21 protein-coding genes are annotated in these 17,392 nt (G+C 38.5%); 12 read left to right on the top strand and 9 right to left on the bottom strand.

The genetic code is table 11. The features are described 5' to 3' along the window. Positions 1-135 precede the first annotated feature (135 nt). The 9 genes from ACOQO1_RS13875 to ACOQO1_RS13835 all read left to right on the top strand — a co-directional run bounded on the left by ACOQO1_RS13875 (position 136) and on the right by ACOQO1_RS13835 (position 7,885). A complete protein-coding gene (locus ACOQO1_RS13875; RefSeq protein ID WP_420603479.1) occupies positions 136-2,235 on the top strand; it encodes a M48 family metalloprotease in 2,100 nt (699 codons plus the stop codon). 128 nt (positions 2,236-2,363) lie between these two features. Continuing rightward, positions 2,364-3,230 (top strand): Nif3-like dinuclear metal center hexameric protein, encoded by an 867-nt coding sequence (locus ACOQO1_RS13870; RefSeq protein WP_420603478.1) that lies wholly within the window; start codon positions 2,364-2,366, stop codon positions 3,228-3,230. 36 nt (positions 3,231-3,266) lie between these two features. Beyond that, positions 3,267-3,773, top strand: coding sequence for a hypothetical protein (locus ACOQO1_RS13865; RefSeq protein WP_420603477.1), 507 nt, complete (start codon positions 3,267-3,269; stop codon positions 3,771-3,773). 103 nt (positions 3,774-3,876) lie between these two features. Further along, complete coding sequence (locus ACOQO1_RS13860) at positions 3,877-4,371, top strand: hypothetical protein (protein WP_420603476.1); 495 nt, start codon at positions 3,877-3,879, stop codon at positions 4,369-4,371. Positions 4,372-4,554: 183 nt separating this feature from the next. Then, positions 4,555-4,755 carry an AmiS/UreI family transporter gene (locus tag ACOQO1_RS13855; RefSeq protein ID WP_420603475.1) on the top strand — a complete coding sequence of 67 codons (201 nt, stop codon included), beginning with the start codon at positions 4,555-4,557 and terminating at the stop codon, positions 4,753-4,755. 52 nt (positions 4,756-4,807) lie between these two features. Next, the gene (locus tag ACOQO1_RS13850; protein WP_420603474.1) at positions 4,808-5,299 is read left to right on the top strand and encodes a hypothetical protein; all 492 of its coding nucleotides are present in this window, start codon (positions 4,808-4,810) and stop codon (positions 5,297-5,299) included. 66 nt (positions 5,300-5,365) lie between these two features. Continuing rightward, positions 5,366-6,241, top strand: coding sequence for a HEPN domain-containing protein (locus tag ACOQO1_RS13845; RefSeq protein ID WP_420603473.1), 876 nt, complete (start codon positions 5,366-5,368; stop codon positions 6,239-6,241). 51 nt (positions 6,242-6,292) lie between these two features. Next, entirely contained in the window at positions 6,293-7,009 is a 717-nt protein-coding gene (locus ACOQO1_RS13840; protein ID WP_420603472.1) for a hypothetical protein, read from the top strand. Between the two features lie 3 nt (positions 7,010-7,012). Next, positions 7,013-7,885, top strand: coding sequence for a hypothetical protein (locus ACOQO1_RS13835; protein WP_420603471.1), 873 nt, complete (start codon positions 7,013-7,015; stop codon positions 7,883-7,885). A 42-nt stretch (positions 7,886-7,927) separates the two neighbouring features. Here the strand turns inward: ACOQO1_RS13835 and arsS are convergent, their stop codons facing one another. From arsS to ACOQO1_RS13815, 4 genes are all read right to left on the bottom strand, one after another. Beyond that, positions 7,928-9,016 carry an arsenosugar biosynthesis radical SAM (seleno)protein ArsS gene (gene arsS, locus ACOQO1_RS13830; protein ID WP_420603470.1) on the bottom strand — a complete coding sequence of 363 codons (1,089 nt, stop codon included), beginning with the start codon at positions 9,014-9,016 and terminating at the stop codon, positions 7,928-7,930. A 66-nt stretch (positions 9,017-9,082) separates the two neighbouring features. Next, on the bottom strand, positions 9,083-9,418 hold the full coding sequence (locus ACOQO1_RS13825) for an arsenosugar biosynthesis-associated peroxidase-like protein (protein WP_420603469.1): 336 nt from the start codon (positions 9,416-9,418) through the stop codon (positions 9,083-9,085). Between the two features lie 190 nt (positions 9,419-9,608). Beyond that, entirely contained in the window at positions 9,609-10,310 is a 702-nt protein-coding gene (locus ACOQO1_RS13820) for a TIGR04282 family arsenosugar biosynthesis glycosyltransferase (RefSeq protein WP_420603468.1), read from the bottom strand. A gap of 390 nt (positions 10,311-10,700) precedes the next feature. Next, positions 10,701-11,750 carry an FAD-binding oxidoreductase gene (locus tag ACOQO1_RS13815; protein ID WP_420603467.1) on the bottom strand — a complete coding sequence of 350 codons (1,050 nt, stop codon included), beginning with the start codon at positions 11,748-11,750 and terminating at the stop codon, positions 10,701-10,703. Between the two features lie 124 nt (positions 11,751-11,874). Between ACOQO1_RS13815 and ACOQO1_RS13810 the strand changes: the two genes are divergently transcribed. After that, positions 11,875-13,344 carry a DUF5687 family protein gene (locus tag ACOQO1_RS13810; protein WP_420603466.1) on the top strand — a complete coding sequence of 490 codons (1,470 nt, stop codon included), beginning with the start codon at positions 11,875-11,877 and terminating at the stop codon, positions 13,342-13,344. 64 nt (positions 13,345-13,408) lie between these two features. Beyond that, entirely contained in the window at positions 13,409-14,104 is a 696-nt protein-coding gene (locus ACOQO1_RS13805; RefSeq protein ID WP_420603465.1) for an ABC transporter ATP-binding protein, read from the top strand. Positions 14,105-14,149: 45 nt separating this feature from the next. Here the strand turns inward: ACOQO1_RS13805 and ACOQO1_RS13800 are convergent, their stop codons facing one another. From ACOQO1_RS13800 to ACOQO1_RS13780, 5 genes are read right to left on the bottom strand one after another with little or no spacing between them, the layout of a single operon-like run. Beyond that, entirely contained in the window at positions 14,150-14,521 is a 372-nt protein-coding gene (locus ACOQO1_RS13800; RefSeq protein WP_420603464.1) for a SnoaL-like domain-containing protein, read from the bottom strand. Between the two features lie 38 nt (positions 14,522-14,559). After that, positions 14,560-15,219, bottom strand: a complete 660-nt coding sequence (locus ACOQO1_RS13795) for a DUF2461 domain-containing protein (protein WP_420603463.1) — start codon at positions 15,217-15,219, stop codon at positions 14,560-14,562. Positions 15,220-15,231: 12 nt separating this feature from the next. Then, positions 15,232-15,522: a putative quinol monooxygenase gene (locus tag ACOQO1_RS13790; protein WP_420603462.1), complete on the bottom strand. Its 291-nt coding sequence runs from the start codon at positions 15,520-15,522 to the stop codon at positions 15,232-15,234. A 3-nt stretch (positions 15,523-15,525) separates the two neighbouring features. Beyond that, the gene (locus ACOQO1_RS13785; protein ID WP_420603461.1) at positions 15,526-15,852 is read right to left on the bottom strand and encodes a TfoX/Sxy family protein; all 327 of its coding nucleotides are present in this window, start codon (positions 15,850-15,852) and stop codon (positions 15,526-15,528) included. Between the two features lie 2 nt (positions 15,853-15,854). Further along, a complete protein-coding gene (locus ACOQO1_RS13780; protein ID WP_420603460.1) occupies positions 15,855-16,169 on the bottom strand; it encodes a hypothetical protein in 315 nt (104 codons plus the stop codon). A gap of 111 nt (positions 16,170-16,280) precedes the next feature. Between ACOQO1_RS13780 and ACOQO1_RS13775 the strand changes: the two genes are divergently transcribed. Next, the gene (locus ACOQO1_RS13775; RefSeq protein WP_420603459.1) at positions 16,281-17,294 is read left to right on the top strand and encodes a GlxA family transcriptional regulator; all 1,014 of its coding nucleotides are present in this window, start codon (positions 16,281-16,283) and stop codon (positions 17,292-17,294) included. Positions 17,295-17,392 lie beyond the last annotated feature (98 nt).

The raw sequence follows: 17,392 nt of genomic DNA, 5'->3' as shown, positions 1-17,392 counted from the left end.
CACAAAAACTTCGGGCTATGGACTGTCAATATTTTGTTATGTAGTGGGATTCTTAAATTACTTATCAAATAAAGATTGCAAAAAATAGTTATTATTGTCCTATAACTTTTTAATCAACCATAAACCATATTTAGAATGTCCTTGACCTACTATCCCACTAGCCCCGTGCAGGTGCCTAAAAAACTTACTGCCCTTACATCATCATATCAGCTAAAAGCTTTTCTGGCAGTATTGGCCATAATTCTCTTTTTTGTTCTGTACACTGCCATGGTGGTTGGACTAGGTTATTTGTTTTATTATTCCATTATATATGATATGGGGGTTGTAAACAAACTCACCATTTTAATGAAGGTTGGTGCAATAGCTGGGGCGGGAATGCTTTTCATATTTACCTTGAAGTTCATTTTTAAGTTAAAAAACCATAAACCGAATAACCGTATTAAACTGGAAAAAGCAAAAAACCCTGATTTATGGAGCTTTGTGGAACAGATTTGTAAGGAGACGGGAGCTCCAAGGCCAAAATCTATTTATGTTGACCCAGACGTTAATGCCTACGTGGCGTATTCCAATGTTTGGCTGAGTCTTTTTTTACCCGTTAGAAAGGAACTGACCATTGGCATGGGACTAACAGATTGCTTGAACCTTTCTGAATTTAAAGCGGTCATGAGCCATGAGTTTGGACATTTTGCCCAACGAAGTATGAAAATTGGAAGCTATATCATATCGGCAAATACCATTATCCACGATATGATCTTTGAACGCGACAAATGGGATGACCTATTGGATCAATGGCGGGCTTCTGATATTAGATTGTCGGCGGCGGCATGGGTAATTACTCCGATTATTTGGATTGTACGGCAGATGTTGAATCTATTTTATCAGTTTTTGAATATCATGCATTCTTCACTTTCCCGAGAAATGGAATTTAATGCGGATAAAGTTGCGGTTCATACTTCCGGAAGTGATGCCATCATTTCCGCTTTGTGGAAATTGGATGGAGGATCCACCGCATGGATGGGCACATTGAATCATGGAATTTTAGCAGGTAGAAAGAACATTTTCGTCAAAAACCTATATGTCCATAATGCGCTTTCGATTGAAAGAAGCTCGGATACACAAAACGATTTGTTTAGCGCATTGCCCGCTGATCCTAGGGGAGGCAAAAAATACTTTTCAATTTCGGAGCATTCTAAGGTGGGCATGTATGCCAGTCATCCACCTAACAATATGAGGGAAGACAGCGCTAAAGTACCTTATGTTGCGTGTGAAATGGATACACGTTCTCCTTGGATTCTTTTTGGAAACAAGGAGGCTCTGCAAGAAGAGATGACCCAATTGCTTTACCAATTGTACCTTGAAAAGAAACCAACAGAGCAAAGCGATATCGAAGTCTTCGAGCAGTTTATCAAATTGGAGACCCAAGGGGCGGATTTGGCCAAAGAATATGAAAACACATTTCTAAACAGATACTTGGTAATTCCTTCTAAAGAGAAATTGACAACAGCAATTTCAAACCAAACCAAACCAAACAAGAAATTGTTGGGGAGTCTAAAGGCGGAACTAAAACAATTGATGGAACCGGTGGGAGAAATCGAAGGACTTTTGGTAAAAGCTCAGCAGATAGCAGAGGGGACCACCAAAGAGCGCTCATTTTCATTTAAGGGAATTGAATATTCAAAGAAAAATCTGGAGAATGGCTATAACTTTTTGATTACCTCTAGGGAGGAGCTGTTCAATACCGCATTCGAGGAATGGGACACCAAGTTTTGTGCTTTTTTTACAGCATTGGCGAAGGAACAAGGGAAAGGAAAAGAGCTTAACGAACTTTATACACAACACCAGCTGTTGTCCGAGTTTTATAGAAACACTACGACTAATAAGAATGAGATTTATAATGCCGTTATCGAACTTCAATCGAAAGGGGAGGTCACCAAAGAACAATTGCATTCCCTTACTGCGCGTGTGAAAGACTCGTTTAAAAAATTAAATGAGGCTTTGGCCGAAATGGACAATGCATCCTTCGTAAAAATGCCCAATGTTGAGACTATCCAAGAATTGAAGGAAGCTCTTGTGGATAATGGGGAGTTCAAGATTGAGCACGGATTGATTTTTGAAAATGGTGGATTCCAAAAAATGATGGAACAATTGGAAAACACCATTTATAATTGTCAGAGAATAGACCAAAAAAGCATTGGCTGTATTCTTTTGTTCCATAAGGACCTCGAACCCATTTAAAATAACTGAAGAGTTTTCTATAGTTACGTGAGAAGGGATAAACCCAAAAACCTGTAACTTACTTGCCCGCTCTGGATTTATTTCAAGTGCTTCGATATTGGCCATAAACAATTCAAAACCAACAATTAATGAAAAAGCTGTTCAACCTTATTATTATAAGCGCACTGCCACTGTTCCTTTTGGGTCAAAACGCCGCGACCAATACCAGTAGTTCCGCAGAACAGCTGATTGAGATTATAATTAAAGAAACAGGTGCTGACTTGGTACCCAACACGGTGGATGTTATTAAAGAAGGAAACCCAGAAACACAGGTCACTGGTATAGCAACCTGTATGTTTGCGACCATGGATGTTTTAAGAAAGGCGGTCAACAAAAACTGTAACCTTATCATTGTTCATGAGCCTTTGTATTATAACCATTTGGATGAAACGGCACAATTTCAACAGGATTCGGTATATCTGGAAAAAAAGAAATTTATAGATGACCATAATCTTGTAATTTGGAGATTCCACGACTACATACACCGTATTCCATCCGATGGAATTGTTTCTGGCATTGTTGAAAAACTGGGTTGGGAAGACCATAGGGCAAAAGACAATCCGTACAAGTTTACGTTCGCCAACATCACATTAACGGATCTACTAAAAAAATTGAAGAGCACATTTCCAGAAAATAATTTTCATGTAATCGGGGACCCAGAAATGCAACTTTCCAATGTGATGTATGTACCAGGGGCATCGGGCAGTGGAGCCCAAATTGCACAATTACAAAACAGTGAGGTTGACGTTGTGGTTGCTGGAGAAGTGCCACAGTGGGAAACCTATGAATACGCTAGGGATGCCATTTTACAAGGAAGAAAAAAAGCGGTTGTTTTTATAGGGCATATCAATTCAGAAGAATATGGCATGAAATTTTGCGCCGATTGGCTGGGCAAATTTGTTAAGGATATTCCCATTCATTTTGTGGAATGTGGCTCTTCGTATTGGTCCTATTAAAATGATTATTTACTCAACCTTTTAGGCTATATTTCAATGAAAACTCTATTAATCATAATTTTTACTTTATCAATTTCATGGAGCCCAGTTACTCGGCAAACTCCTGATTTACTGATAATTGATCAGGATACGCTTTATTTGATGTCTTTCCCACTTGAAATGCTTGAACTGGAGCATAGGCCATTTGGACTTACCAGAAGAACAGCACCAAGCACAGCTTGTTGGAGAGGATACAAAGCTGTTTGGAGGATTGAAAACAATACCATTTTCCTTGAAAAAATTCTTAGTTGTAACCGGAAAAGTAATGAGGAAGAAAATATTTTACAGCTGTTCCAAAAAAACGGAATTGACCTTGTCCAAAAAAATGGAATGATAAAGGCAGACTGGTTAAGTAAGGGGCTCGAACCTTATAAATACTCTTCACCACCTCAGTACAAAGACAAAATATATGCTTTTGAGGATTGGGACAAAGATGAAAAAGATAAAGACATTATTCTAGGATTTGAAAAAGGAGTTCTTGTAAAAAATATCTTGGACAATTAAAAAAACAACATAACCTAAGCTTTAATTTGTAGCCAAAACCAATAAGCACTATCCCAAACTTCCAGTGCCGATAAAACATAGATCAACTTAAAATCACGCAGATATGAAAAATACAGTTAGTATTCTCTTTGCAGTTGCTCTTTTTCTAAGCTGTAATTCGGAAAAAAAAGAGTCTTCCATCGACTTGACCAATGACAAATTGGTTATTGACCAAACCATCAAGGATTGGGACAAGGCTTGGGAAACAAAGAACCTGGAACTGGCATTGAAACATTATGCAGATCAAACAGATTGGACCAATGCATTTGGCGACAGGGTCCAATCCAAAGAGGAATTAAAAGACCTGCTTGGATTTATTTTCAATATGGATTTTGTAATGGCCGGAGAGAATAATTATGGAGAAAATGAAATAACATTTATTAACGACAGTACCGTCACGGTTAGATCCCAAAACATCAGAAAAAACCAAGAATGGGCCGATGGCACAAAAATGGACGATAGATATATCAACCATTTAAGAATCTATCAAAAAAGAAATGATGTTTGGCTTATAACAAATCATATGATAAGCCAGGCATGGCCAAAAGACCCTAAATAATGCCATCTCCAAAAATTCCAGTGCCGATCAAACACAGGTCAATTAAAATGGGTCATTGATGATTTCGTGTTGGACTTTCATCTCAAAAACCTGTAACTTCACTTGCTTGTGCATTAGAATTATTAAAACGATTTTTAGTTCAGATGTTGTCAGCAACATAAAACCTAGAAAGAAGACATATTTATGGGTAAATCACAAAAAGTAAATAGAGGACTGATACTTATTTTTGTTGGATTTTTATTTTCAATATTAGGAGTGACACTATTGACAAAGAATGAGCAAAGAAACTTGCTTTTAATAGCATTGATTTCAGGAGCGTTGATTGTTGTTTTAGGTTTATATAAAATATTTAAAGCAAATAGTGCAAATAAAAAAAATCTTTAGAATCGCTCATTAATCATTAAAACGATTATTGTCCTGAACGTTGCGTATAATTATGAAAAAACGAATTCTGGTAATCTTTGTACTACTAATTTCTTTGAAATCTTTCTCTTGTTCCTGCGAGTGTAATTGGAATTGTAATTTTGGCGCAATTTCAGACAATCAAGAATTTGTAGCATTGGTCAAAGTAATTGAATATACTGACTATTTTGAACATAGAAATGAGAAATCACCTTATTCAATGACAGTTGAAATAATAAAGAAATATAAAGGTTCGGAAGATAGAAAAAGGATAAAAATTTGGGGAGATAACGGAGTTTTATGTAGACCATATGTTGAGAAATTCCAAATTGGAAAATATTATCTAATTGCACCGTCAAAAATCGAAGATGATTCGGAACCTGAACAAAAAGACGACTATGATTTCTTTTCTTGTTGGACGGATCATTTAAGTGTCGACTATAATAAGAAAATGGCGTATGGTAAATACTCTTGGTGGAGAAAGGAAATTAGTTTGGAAACTTTCGAGAGAAAACTTAATAAATAGCGATGTACAACAAAACCCCAAAGTGCCTCCCATAAACACAAACCCAAAATCCCTTACCTTGCATTTGTGAAAAAAGAACTTAACCACCTACCAAAATCCAAACAAGAAGAACTGATGTTGCTCACCGATCAGCTATCCGCCCATAAATTGGTGGAAATGGTGATTCTTTTTGGCAGCTACGCACGGGGCAACTGGGTAGAGGACCAATATGTGGAAAAAGGCATCACCTACGAATACCGCAGCGATTTTGACATTCTCGTTGTGCTCACCCACGAAGATTTAAAGCAAAAATTCCGTATTGAGGACAAAATCAAGGCCGAATTGGTGGTCACCGGAAAAGTTACCACTCCCGTAAGCCTGATTTTTCATGGCATAAAGCAACTGAACGCTTCTTTAGCCATGGGCAACTACTTTTTTAAGGACATTAAAGAAGAGGGCATTGTGCTGTACGATTCCCAAAAGTTTAAGCTCGCCCACCCCAAAAAACTGACTGCGGAGCAGTACCAACAAAAAGCACAAGAATATTTAGACCAATGGCTTAAAAATGGAAATAATGCCTTGGAAAAATTTGAATTCAGTTTCGAAAAGAACATGTTGAACGAAGCTGCTTTTGATTTGCACCAAGCCACGGAGCGCTATTACACCACCATTTTGTTGGTCTTTACCGATTATCGCCCCAAGGACCACAATTTAGAAACGCTCGGTATAAAAGTGGAAATGTGCGACAAGCGTTTTGCCGTTTTCCCCAAGACCACGGACAAGGAAAAGCACCTTTTTGAACTCCTAAAGCGTGCTTATATTGATGCCCGCTACAAAATGGACGAATACGAAATCACCAAAACCGAACTGGAATACCTTGCGGATAAGGTAGGGCAGTTAAAACAGCTTACCCAAACCATTTGTGTGAAAAAGATATTGACCATCGGAAAAAACAAATCGTAAAACTATGTTTGGCTTTAACGTTGTATGTAATTCAGAAACAACACAGTAAACATGAGTATATTCTCTTATCATCTTGTTAAAATGCCATTTACATTGGCGATAAAAGGATTATTCTCAGACCTAATCAATAAGAAGACAAAAGGCTTAATTCATTCTGAATACATGACGGCAATGACATTAGGTTCTCCAATTTTATCTCCTTCTAGATTTCTATTAAGACAAGTCGTAATTTTCGCACAGTGGGAAAATGAAGAGGCTCTTGAAAAATACTTGAAAGAAGAAAAGTTTGGTGAAATATTGACTAAAGGTTGGCATGTTCGTTTGACTTTTATTAGAGAATGGGGTAAAATAAAGGGATTCAGAATTCCTGAAAAGAAAGCAAAATTGGAAAGCGCATCATCTCCAGTTGTTGCAGTTACAATTGCTAGAATGAAACCTTTAGCCGTTCCAAGATTTATACATTGGGGAAGACCAGTTGAGAAATTAGTTCGTGATCATGTAGGAATCACACTTTCATTGGCGTCATTTAGATTTCCTAATACTGTTTCTACCTTTTCAATTTGGAAAACAGAAGAAGAAATGACTAATATGGTTCATGGACATAGTGAAATGCCTAAACCAAAAAGGCATTCAAACGCAATGAAAGAAAGGGAGCGAAAAAATTTTCATTTTGAATTCACAACATTACGATTTAAACCGATTTTTGAATTTGGAACTTGGAAAGGAAAAGAAAGTTATATCCCTAGCCTTAAATTGAATAAGTTATAGGAAATGGGAATCGCGGCCTTAAAGCAAAATTTTCAAGATTGGATGACCCAACAGTGGGTGATTCTATTTGGTAAAAAGATTACTCCCGAACAAAATGAATGGTTATTAGGCCCTTTTGGTAAAACCAAAGGAATTGGTCAAAAATTCATCAAGCAGCTAGAAGCAGATGAATATTTAGAAATCGATAAAGGTGAACATGAAAGAGGACTAATTCAGTCAATAAATCAACTAAACTTATCAAGGGAAGAACTTGATAACTTATCGAGGAAAGTAATTGACTTTTATGAAAACACAAGTAGTTACGAATTTGATTTAAAGGTCAAATGGAATCTATTTTTTAAGGTTTTTGGAGGCTTATTAAAAATATTGTTCAGTAATAGAATTGAACAATTAAATCTACCAATGGAAAACAACAAGGACTCTAAGACTTTAAAGAGTGAAATAATTCATTTAGTTGATAAAAAAACCAAAGTATTAAAACGAACGATTTGGCTCAGAACTTTCAAAAAATCAGAACAGGTAGTTTATTCAGGTGTTTATGAAACTTGTACTATTCCGAACGGACAGACGTGTATAAAAGCTATTTTTCCTTTACCTAACGGAAATGCAACTGTAATACTGAAACCAAGAGTAGGAAAGAATGGAGAACTAATTTTAAAATCTTCCGGAAAAAAAATAGGAGATAGCGGCTTTTATTTTTTACTTAATGACTACAAAGGAAACCTATGGACAAAATACATTAAGCCATTTAAAGACACATTAATCGTCAGTTCTGAAAGTAGTAACATCACCGCAAACCAGACTTTAACCTTATGGAATTTAAAAGTCGTGGAGTTTAAGTACAATATGAAAAACCGGATATACCAAAACCAATAACTCACCGCAAACTGCATACGCCCACAGAAGTGACCAATCAAATCAAGCCACCGTCCCCTGACAACTGCTCCCTGCACCAGCGGTACAGCCATAACAATGTTGCGAGATAATGATGTTTCGGTCGTTTAAAACATCTTCGTTATAATCCTTAATATGTTTCACTTTACTGGCGACCTTTAGGTCGAGCATTTGGTTAAAGTCGCAATCGTACAGCCAGCCATCCCAACTTATAGAGATGGTATTGGTGCACATCACATTGGCCACTGCAGCTGGATTGTAGGCCTCTACCAGTGCATACATATAATCCTCATAATTTTCTGAAGCGATCAGATAATCCAAAAAGCGGGAAATGGGCAAATTGGTAATCGCAAAGAGGTTGTGGAACTGAATACCAAAATCCTCATCCAATGCTTTTTTAAAGTCACGCTCCATGGCCATTTGATCACCTGGCAAAAATGCTCCAGAGGGATTATAGACCAAATCCAACCGCAATGGGCTATCCGGCATGCCATACCCAACAGCATTCAATTCTTGTAATGCTTTTATGGACTTATCAAAAACCCCATCGCCACGTTGTTTGTCCGTTTTGCCACGGGTATAATGCGGCATTGAGGACACCACATGTACGTTGTGTTTTTTAAAGAACTCAGGCAGATCGTAATATTTTTTATTGGCCCGGATAATGGTCAAATTAGATCGGACAATAAAGTCTTGGATACCCGCTTTAGCGGCCTCTTCCACAAACCATCTAAAGTTGGGGTTCATCTCTGGGGCACCTCCGGTAAGGTCCAAGGTATGCGCTCCGGTATTACGGATTACCTCCAAACATTGCTCCATGGTCTCGCGGGTCATGATTTCCTTTCGGTCGGGTCCGGCATCCACATGGCAGTGCTCGCACACCTGGTTGCACATATAGCCCACATTGATCTGTAGGATTTCCAACTTGTTGGGTCGAAGCGGAAAATGGCCTATTTCCGAAATTTTATCCTTAAAATAAGGAAGCTCACCATCGGCAAAGATTCCTCCGTTCAAGATTTCCAATTGCTTGTTGGTCTCAGCCAACACATTGTCCTGCGCCTTAAGGGATTTTTTGGCCGCCTTTTTTATCTGGGGCATGATACTTTGTTCCATTTTTCTATGGTTGTTCGTTGTCAGTTGTTTGTTGATTTAACCATCAACTATTGACCAACAACAGATTTACATACTCAATTTGTTGTACTTGTTCATCATCTGCACCCCGTGCACCAACGTAGCACCACTTTCAATAGCAGCACCTGCATGAACGGCCTCCATCATTTCCTCTTTGGTGATACCTTTTTGCAACCCATCTTTGGTATAGGCATCAATGCAATATGGGCATTTGACCACATGTGATACTGCCAGTGCGATAAGGGATTTCTCCCGGGCACTGAGTGCACCTTCTTCGAAGACCTTTCCGTAATAATCAAAAAATTTGGTACCAAGCTCTTCGCTCCATTCGGTGATCTTTCCAAACTTTCTTAAATCTGCGGGGTCGTAATAATTATTTGCCATTTTAAACTTTTTTGGTTGTCATTCCCGTACTTCGTCTTGCTCAGCATAAACTCCGACAGGAATCTTTTGTTTTAAACTGATCCATTTAACATGAACCTTGGATATATATTTTGAATTGAAACGCCCATTTCAACCAGAGGAGATCATATGATCTAAACCAGATGTGTTTGGGCAACGTTTGTACTGCGAATCATCCGCAGAACGAGAAAAGGAAAGGTGACCCCTTGTTATTGTAGTTGGGCGCAAAGTGTTTGGTGGGATTTCCGATATGCTTTAAAGCAATTGGAAAGCTATTTTTTATGAAAGATTGAAGGATGCTAAAGACAGAAAAGGGTAGTTGCCTGAAAAAATTCAGCAGTGTTTTAACATCCGATTTGTTGTCAATATCATGTAATACTTGAAGTTGATATAAATCTGAGCCTATGTTTTTAAACAATTGGGAAATCTTGTTGAACAGGCCAAAACGTTGCCAGGGCAATCGAACAAATAGCTCGGCATTAAAGTTGGATCGGTGAAGCCCCATCAAATAAAAGCCGCCGTCATGGGCAGGTCCCAAAACCGTTTTGCCCAGTTTCAACTGTTTATCGGCCTCGGTCAAATGATGTGTCCTTAATTCTGGACTGTCATTGCCAATAGTGATTATGTTTTCATAGCCTTTATCATAAATAGCTTGGATAGCATTGGAAAAACGTTCTCCAAAAGTGGTTCCGTATTGATCTGTTTCGGTAATATGGAAAAATGGCAAGCCAGATTTCTCTACCGTTTTGATCGTTTGGGAAGTCAATGCGTGGAATAGCTCAACATTGGACACGGCAATTTTGGTGCGTGCATCCACATTGGCGGAGTTCGCAAAAATCAAAACAGCGGTATCCTTTAAATTGGTATTCCTCAAAATTTAGGCTTGAATCCTAACCCTATATTAATGATTTTAGGTCGAAAAGAAGCCCATTGAATTACAATTTAGGACCATTTATGCCGAATTTTAACATTCCGACCGGCTAGTCGGTTTTTAAAAATCGACTCTAAAATTCTTCAAGATTAAAATCGAAGCAATACCGATAAAGTGCAAAAAAGGCATCCATTTTTGAAGAAAACAAACTGGGTGGTCGGTAAATATTCCCAGAAAAAGGAACAGAATGTGAGGTTTTTAGGTGTTTGTTAGGCAGTATTTGCTATAAAAACATTGATAGTTTATGTCAGGTTGAGCGCAGTCGAGACCTATGAAAAAATAAGACTTCTCGACTGCGCTCGAAGTGACAGCTTGTACTATAGATTTACTCCATTACACATCATCATAGTCCACTTTCAAGGTTGGCGTAAGCGGATGTGCCTGACAGGTCAATATCAATCCTTCGGCCACCTCACCATCGGTTAGAATCTGGTTTTTGACCATTTCGGCCTTGCCTTCTGTGATTCGGGCAATGCAACTACTGCAAACTCCACCTTGGCAGGAGTATGGGGCATCAATGTCTTCTTTCAATACTGCATCTAGGACCAAGACCTTTTTATCCATGGAAAACGAAAAAGTTTCATCATCAACGGTCACCTCTACTTTGGTCTTTCCGTCCAAATCTTCGGCCAAAGTATCTTCTGTATCTGTTGATGTGAACAGTTCAAACAAAATTTTGTCCTCAGCAACTCCGTTGTTTTTTAAGGTGTTGGAAACCGTATTGATCATTTCCTCGGGTCCACAGAGGTAGAAGGCATCAAAATTGGTTTCCTTGAACTTGTTTTTTACGATAAAATTGACCGTGGAGGTCTCTATTCTGCCAAATAATGCATTTTCTTCTTGGGCACGGCTGCAGACATGTTGAACAAAAAACCTATTGGTATATTTTTCTTGAAACGTCTCAATCTCCTTTAAATACATGGTTTCTTGCAGAGACTGGTTTCCAAAAACCAGCACAAAAGTGTTTTCCGGAGAGCTTTCCAAAACGGTTTGCGCAATGCTCATTATGGGTGTAATTCCACTTCCAGCGGCAAACGCAGCTATATTTTTTGGTGCCGAATCTTTTTCAAAAACAAAGCGACCTTCTGGAGGCATTACTTCTATAACATCACCAGACTTAATGGTTTCATTGGCATAAACAGAAAATGTTCCGTTCGGTACTTTTTTGATTCCCACCGTGATTTTGCCTGATGAAGGAGCAGAAGAAATGGAATAGGCCCTACGCACTTCTTGGCCGTTTACTTTGTGTTTTAAGGTAATATATTGGCCAGCAGTGAAGGAGAAAGCTTCTTTAAGGTTGTCTGGAATTTCAAAAGTCAGGGCTACCGCGTTTGGGGTCAATGCATCTACTGAAGAGATTTTTAGTGCATGAAAGTCGCTCATGTAAGATAATTTTTTTGCAAAGCTACGGATTCGGGTAATTTTGATAAGCGGGTTTTTAAAAAAAGGTGATGCTTTGTAACAAATCATTTCTATTGAATACTAACTTGTTGAAAAATCACCAGCCATGTTCAAACGTTTTGTAGATCTTCAGTGGAAAGCCTTCTTCCGGTCCTCATCTTTTGGTAAGAGTCTGGCGATAAAAATCCTGATGATATTTTTTACGCTTTATTTGCTGGCCACTTTGGTTGGTGTTGGCGTTGGACTTTATTATATCCTAAGAGAAGTGTTCCCGGATCAAAACCCCATGTGGATGTTGAGCAGATATTTGGTCTATTGGGTGCTTGTTGAGCTGCTTTTTAGGTATTTCATGCAAAAAATTCCGGTAATGGATGTAAAGCCTTTGTTGTCCATGCCCATCAAAAAAAGCAGTATCGCCCATTATATTTTAGGACGTTCCACGGTTTCTTGGTACAACATTTTGGCGTTATTTCTTTTTGTTCCCTACGGAATTGTACTGGTATACCATGGATATCCCATTTTAAATGTATCGCTTTGGATCGTTTCCGTTTTTGCTATTGTAATCTGCATTAACCACGTCAATTTTATTGTGAACAAAAGTGATAAGGCTTTATACGTTATTGGTGGAATCATCGCCATACTTTATGGATTAGATCACTTTGGGGTTTTACCGGTAAAAGACTTTTTTGGCCCCATTTTTCATGGGCTTTACCAATACCCGCTAACCGTTCTGGTTCCCATAACATTGGCAATTATTGCATATTGGGTGAACTTCCTTTTTTTAAGGAACAAGCTGTTTTTGGATGCATCCTTAAAAACTAAAACAAAGGAGGCAAAGACTTCGGAATTGGCCTGGACCAAACGTTTTGGGGACATGGGAACCTTTTTGCAATTAGATCTTAAAATGATTTGGCGCAACAAAAGAACAAAGGCGCAAGTATTCATCTCATTGCTGTTTGTGTTTTATGGTCTTATTTTTTATTTGCAGGATATCTATGCCAATATGGCGCCCATGTTTGCTTTTTTGGGAATTTTCATGACGGGCATTTTCCTTACCAATTTTGGACAATTTATTCCAGCATGGGATAGCAGTTATTACGGCATGATGATGTCGCAGAACATTCCCCTGCGCAAATATTTAGAATCCAAGGCAAGCTTGATCTCAGTAAGTGTTGTGGTCATGTTTTTGCTCACAATCCCCTATGTATATTTTGGTTGGGACAAACTGGCCATAAATTTTGGAAGCGCCTTGTACAATTTGGGAGTCAACATTCCAGTGATTCTATATTTTGGTTCGTACAACAAAAAACGGATTGATCTGGAGAAAAGCCCCATTGGGAATATGCAGGGGACAAGCGCTACCCAGTTTTTGATCATTATCCCGGTTTTGGGGTTGCCCATTTTAATATTTACTGCTTTTTATTACCTGATTTCTGTTGAAGCCGCCGTGGTTGCACTTTCACTCTTGGGGATTATTGGTTTTGCAATGAAGAACAAATTATTGAATATGATTACCGAGCAATATCGAAGAAAAAAGTACGGAATGATTGCCGGGTTTAAAGAGAAGAATAATTAAAAGTATTGTCCCCTTGAGGGGACTTTAGGGGTGTGCCTCAAACATTTTGATTTAATATATAGATATGATCACAACAGAAAATCTAACCAAAAAATATGGGTCGCAATTGGTGCTGAACATTGCATCTTTGGAAATTCCCAAGGGACAAAGTTTTGGACTGGTGGGAAACAACGGAGCAGGGAAGACCACTTATTTTAGTTTGCTTTTGGATTTGATTCAGCCAACATCGGGAAAAATAGTCAACAACAATGTGGAAGTAAGTACCAGTGAAGATTGGAAACCTTTTACATCTTCTTTTATAGATGAATCCTTTTTAATAGGGTATTTGACCCCTGAGGAATATTTCTATTTTATTGGTGATCTGCGTGGTAGAAACAAAGCTGATGTGGACAAGCTACTATCCTCTTTTGAAGATTTTTTCCACGGAGAGATTTTAGGTCAGAAAAAATACCTGCGCGACCTTTCCAAAGGAAATCAGAAAAAAGCAGGTATTGTTGCCTCCTTTATCGGAAACCCCGAAGTAGTGATTTTGGATGAACCTTTTGCCAATCTGGACCCCACAACTCAGATCAGGCTCAAATCGATTATAAAAGACTTGGCTGCCAAGCATGATGTAACCGTTTTAATATCGAGCCATGATCTTATGCATGTTACCGAAGTTTGCGAACGTATTGTTGTGCTGAACAAAGGAGAGATTGTAAAGGATATCCAGACCTCGGCAGAGACTTTAAAAGAGTTGGAAGCTTTCTTTGGAGAATAAAAAAGGCGATGGAACCCATCGCCTATATCAATTTAGTGTTTGGGATTATCCTCCGAACATTGAAGGGTCATAAAAGAATTGGGCCTTTTTTATTTTCCCATTTTCCACCTCATAAACACAAAGCTCTTCCATTTTACACCTCCCCATTCCCTTAAAGGTCACGTCACTGATCATGGGAACCGTAAAATGATTTCCGGCCACCACTGGATCGCCAATGGAACCACCGTGCATTTCTTCAATACTGTTGGCCCAAGTTTCATAACCTTTTAAAATATTGTCTATACCCTGGGTTTTTTCATTGGGTACTCCGGGCATTTCAATGCTCCAGGCATCTTTTGCATATAAGCCGTAGGCTTCTTGATGTTTACCTTCCCTACAAAGGTTCACTAATTTGTCTGCTACTTCTTGTGTTGTCATTTTGTATTTGTTTTAGTGATTAATAAATAAATTTATTGTCAATTGAACGCTTGGTTCAAATAGGTGTTCAAAGGTTTAATGGCCTCAAAATGATTTAAGATCTCATCATTCAACTTCTCCGAATCGTAAAAAGGCTCCAATGGAAATTCGGCCATGGCGTAAAACTGCTTGTTATAAATTAAGTCCGTTTTTTCCGCTGCGGAAATCAGGCTTTTATCCAATCGTTTCGATTTTTCCCCGCTGAGCTTTCCAAAATTCTGAACAAAGGTTGAAGACTCAGTTATCTTTTTCAATGCCGAAGGATCATTGGCAATATGGTTTCTCACTTTTGAAAGTTCAGGGGGTCTCAACATAAAAAGTCCACCTCCAACATGAATACTGGTAGCATCAATGCCCAAATAATAGCCTGGAAGAATGGATTTTTTGCCATTTGGGGAAAATCCGGCCTTTAATATGGTGTGATAAGGTGCTTTGTCTTTTGCAAAACGTACATCCCTATTGATTCGGAATATTGCTTTTTTAGGATCTGAAAGAATTCTAGGGTCCCATTCCGTAAGGGTGTTCAAAAGTCCCTCCAACAAATTCAGGAATGGCTCTTTTGCGTCATGTTCATACCTTTTTTTGTTCGCATGGAACCACTCTTTGTTGTTGTTCCTTGCCAGTTCTTTGAAAAAGGATGTGTAGGCTTTAGTAATCATACCAGATACAATTTAATTAATCTCGTTTTGGGTTATGGGTTTGGGCATTACCTCACATAAAGGGTACAGCACATCCGTGAACGCACGACAATAAGTGCTTTTTTTGTGAATCATTTCAGCTTCTGAATCAGCGAAGGTCATAATGTGGGTAAAAAAGGTTGGGTCATCAGCTTGTTGAAATGATTTGTAGAACAGAGTTCCCGGTTCGTTTCTATTTATTTCTGAAATGAATTTGGAAACTATCTCTTTTACCTTTTCAATGGATTCAGGCTTCACTTTGTATGGAACAAAAACATGGATCATGGTTTACTTTTTTGAAATTTTTATGGATTTCTCTACCCATTCGATGAGCAGTTCGTGATTGTTCAAAACACTCTCAGGAATGGAATAATAGGGCATTTTACCATGTTTATGTGCACCTGCCTTTTCAAAAATTTCTAGGATAGTATCATCGGCTTTTAAATAAGCCGCTCCTTTGGAATCCACTATGCCAAACATTTTGCCTTCATGAAACACCCCATGTCCACCAAACATTTTTTTGGCTGTAACAGCACCTATCGATTCAAGCTTTTGAACCAAAAGCTCTGCGGCCAGCACGGAATCATTCGTCATTTTATCACCTTTTGCTCCCATTTTCAATTCGATTTTATCTGTTCAAGTGCTTTTATGGTCAGTGTTTCCCATTTTTGGTGATGCGCAAAATCAACCTCGTACCAACCTGCCAATGGTTTTTTCTTTTTAAAAGGATTGAACTTTGAAACCTCAACCCCAAGTTTGTCCAGAGGATAATCTTTCCCCAACTTGAAGACCATTTTGTGCTTTCTTGAAAAAAAGGCGAACACCTTTTTATTATAATGTATAGCAGGGGAGCTCATCATTTTTCCTTCGGTGACCTCAGGGTACTTTTGGCAAAACAATTCGCGGATTTCCATAAACTTTTCCAACTCCATTTCCCAAAGCTACAAAAGAGGAAAAAGCCAAAATAAGGGCAAATAAGACACTTTAAAGGGTTGAATGTGCCAAGGATAACCCTTACATTTATAGCAGTAAAAGTTTTGGCTATGAAACATGTAAGTATTTTGGTGCCAAAGGGCAATGCCATTTTAAGCAATGTAGTGGGGCCGTTCAAGGTATTAATGGCGGTAAATCAATTTTTAAAACAAACTGGCGCTAGGGATGATAACTTTTTTGACATCCATTTGGTGGGATTGGAACATGATTATTCCCTATACGATGGCTTGTTCAGCATTCATTGTAATAGCACAATTACGGATATCGAAAAAACAGATTTGGTGCTTATCCCTGCACTTAGACCAGATAAGCTTGATGAGGATTTGGAGCAGAACAAAGACTTTATCCCTTGGATATTGCACCAGCGCAATGTTCATAATGCAGAGGTGGCCAGTATGTGTATGGGTGCTTTTGTATTGGCGCAGACCGGATTGATTGATGGCAAGCAATGTGCCACCCACTGGGCAGGGATGGAGCTTTTTAAAAAAATGTTTCCTAAAGTGCATTTGGTTTCCAACAAAATTGTGACTGAGGAAGATGGTATTTACTCAAGCGGGGGAGCGTTTTCTTTTTTGAACCTGATGCTCCACCTTGTTGAAAAATACTGCGGTCGTGGAACTGCCATCTATATTTCCAAGTTTTTTGAGATTGATATGGACCGTGTGGATCAGAACCAATTTGCCATTTTTCAAGGCCAAAAAGACCATGACGATACGGCCATCAAAGAAGCCCAAAAATATATTGAGAGCAATGTGAAGGATAAAATATCCGTGGAACAACTGGCAAAGAAATATGCCATCAGCAGCAGGAACTTTGTCCGCCGTTTTAAAAAGGCCACCCAGAATACACCATTGGAGTATATTCAACGGGTTAAGATTGAAGCAGCCAAACGGACCTTGGAATCAACAGAACAAAATGTAAATGAGGTAATGTACCAGGTGGGTTATGCAGATCAAAAAGCGTTTAGAACGGTGTTCAAAAAATACGCTGGATTATCCCCTGTGGCCTACAAAAGCAAATACAATCGCAGCAGGGTCAATTTTGAACGTCCCACGGCTTGGTAAACATCCAGCTTTTATAACTATTTGATCAATGCCAAAAAATTATTGCATTTTACCGATGAGCCTTATAATAAACTGGCAGTTTTTCAGTTAAGGTAAAA

It is taken from the genome of Flagellimonas sp., from assembly GCF_965222555.1.
GTDB lineage: Bacteria > Bacteroidota > Bacteroidia > Flavobacteriales > Flavobacteriaceae > Flagellimonas.
The sequence above is the reverse complement of the archived record's forward strand: the minus strand, read 5'-3'. Positions and strand labels throughout refer to the sequence as shown.

Bases quoted from the DNA above. Each gene is read 5' to 3' on its own strand.
- ACOQO1_RS13825 (WP_420603469.1), bottom strand. From the start codon at position 9,418: ATGGCAAATAATTATTACGACCCCGCAGATTTAAGAAAGTTTGGAAAG.
- ACOQO1_RS13865 (WP_420603477.1), top strand. From the start codon at position 3,267: ATGAAAACTCTATTAATCATAATTTTTACTTTATCAATTTCATGGAGC.
- ACOQO1_RS13875 (WP_420603479.1), top strand. From the start codon at position 136: ATGTCCTTGACCTACTATCCCACTAGCCCCGTGCAGGTGCCTAAAAAA.
- ACOQO1_RS13855 (WP_420603475.1), top strand. From the start codon at position 4,555: ATGGGTAAATCACAAAAAGTAAATAGAGGACTGATACTTATTTTTGTT.
- ACOQO1_RS13835 (WP_420603471.1), top strand. From the start codon at position 7,013: ATGGGAATCGCGGCCTTAAAGCAAAATTTTCAAGATTGGATGACCCAA.
- ACOQO1_RS13860 (WP_420603476.1), top strand. From the start codon at position 3,877: ATGAAAAATACAGTTAGTATTCTCTTTGCAGTTGCTCTTTTTCTAAGC.
- ACOQO1_RS13790 (WP_420603462.1), bottom strand. From the start codon at position 15,522: ATGATCCATGTTTTTGTTCCATACAAAGTGAAGCCTGAATCCATTGAA.
- ACOQO1_RS13810 (WP_420603466.1), top strand. From the start codon at position 11,875: ATGTTCAAACGTTTTGTAGATCTTCAGTGGAAAGCCTTCTTCCGGTCC.
- ACOQO1_RS13775 (WP_420603459.1), top strand. From the start codon at position 16,281: ATGAAACATGTAAGTATTTTGGTGCCAAAGGGCAATGCCATTTTAAGC.
- ACOQO1_RS13850 (WP_420603474.1), top strand. From the start codon at position 4,808: ATGAAAAAACGAATTCTGGTAATCTTTGTACTACTAATTTCTTTGAAA.
- ACOQO1_RS13840 (WP_420603472.1), top strand. From the start codon at position 6,293: ATGAGTATATTCTCTTATCATCTTGTTAAAATGCCATTTACATTGGCG.
- ACOQO1_RS13870 (WP_420603478.1), top strand. From the start codon at position 2,364: ATGAAAAAGCTGTTCAACCTTATTATTATAAGCGCACTGCCACTGTTC.
- ACOQO1_RS13785 (WP_420603461.1), bottom strand. From the start codon at position 15,852: ATGGGAGCAAAAGGTGATAAAATGACGAATGATTCCGTGCTGGCCGCA.
- arsS (WP_420603470.1), bottom strand. From the start codon at position 9,016: ATGGAACAAAGTATCATGCCCCAGATAAAAAAGGCGGCCAAAAAATCC.
- ACOQO1_RS13780 (WP_420603460.1), bottom strand. From the start codon at position 16,169: ATGGAGTTGGAAAAGTTTATGGAAATCCGCGAATTGTTTTGCCAAAAG.
- ACOQO1_RS13805 (WP_420603465.1), top strand. From the start codon at position 13,409: ATGATCACAACAGAAAATCTAACCAAAAAATATGGGTCGCAATTGGTG.
- ACOQO1_RS13800 (WP_420603464.1), bottom strand. From the start codon at position 14,521: ATGACAACACAAGAAGTAGCAGACAAATTAGTGAACCTTTGTAGGGAA.
- ACOQO1_RS13795 (WP_420603463.1), bottom strand. From the start codon at position 15,219: ATGATTACTAAAGCCTACACATCCTTTTTCAAAGAACTGGCAAGGAAC.
- ACOQO1_RS13815 (WP_420603467.1), bottom strand. From the start codon at position 11,750: ATGAGCGACTTTCATGCACTAAAAATCTCTTCAGTAGATGCATTGACC.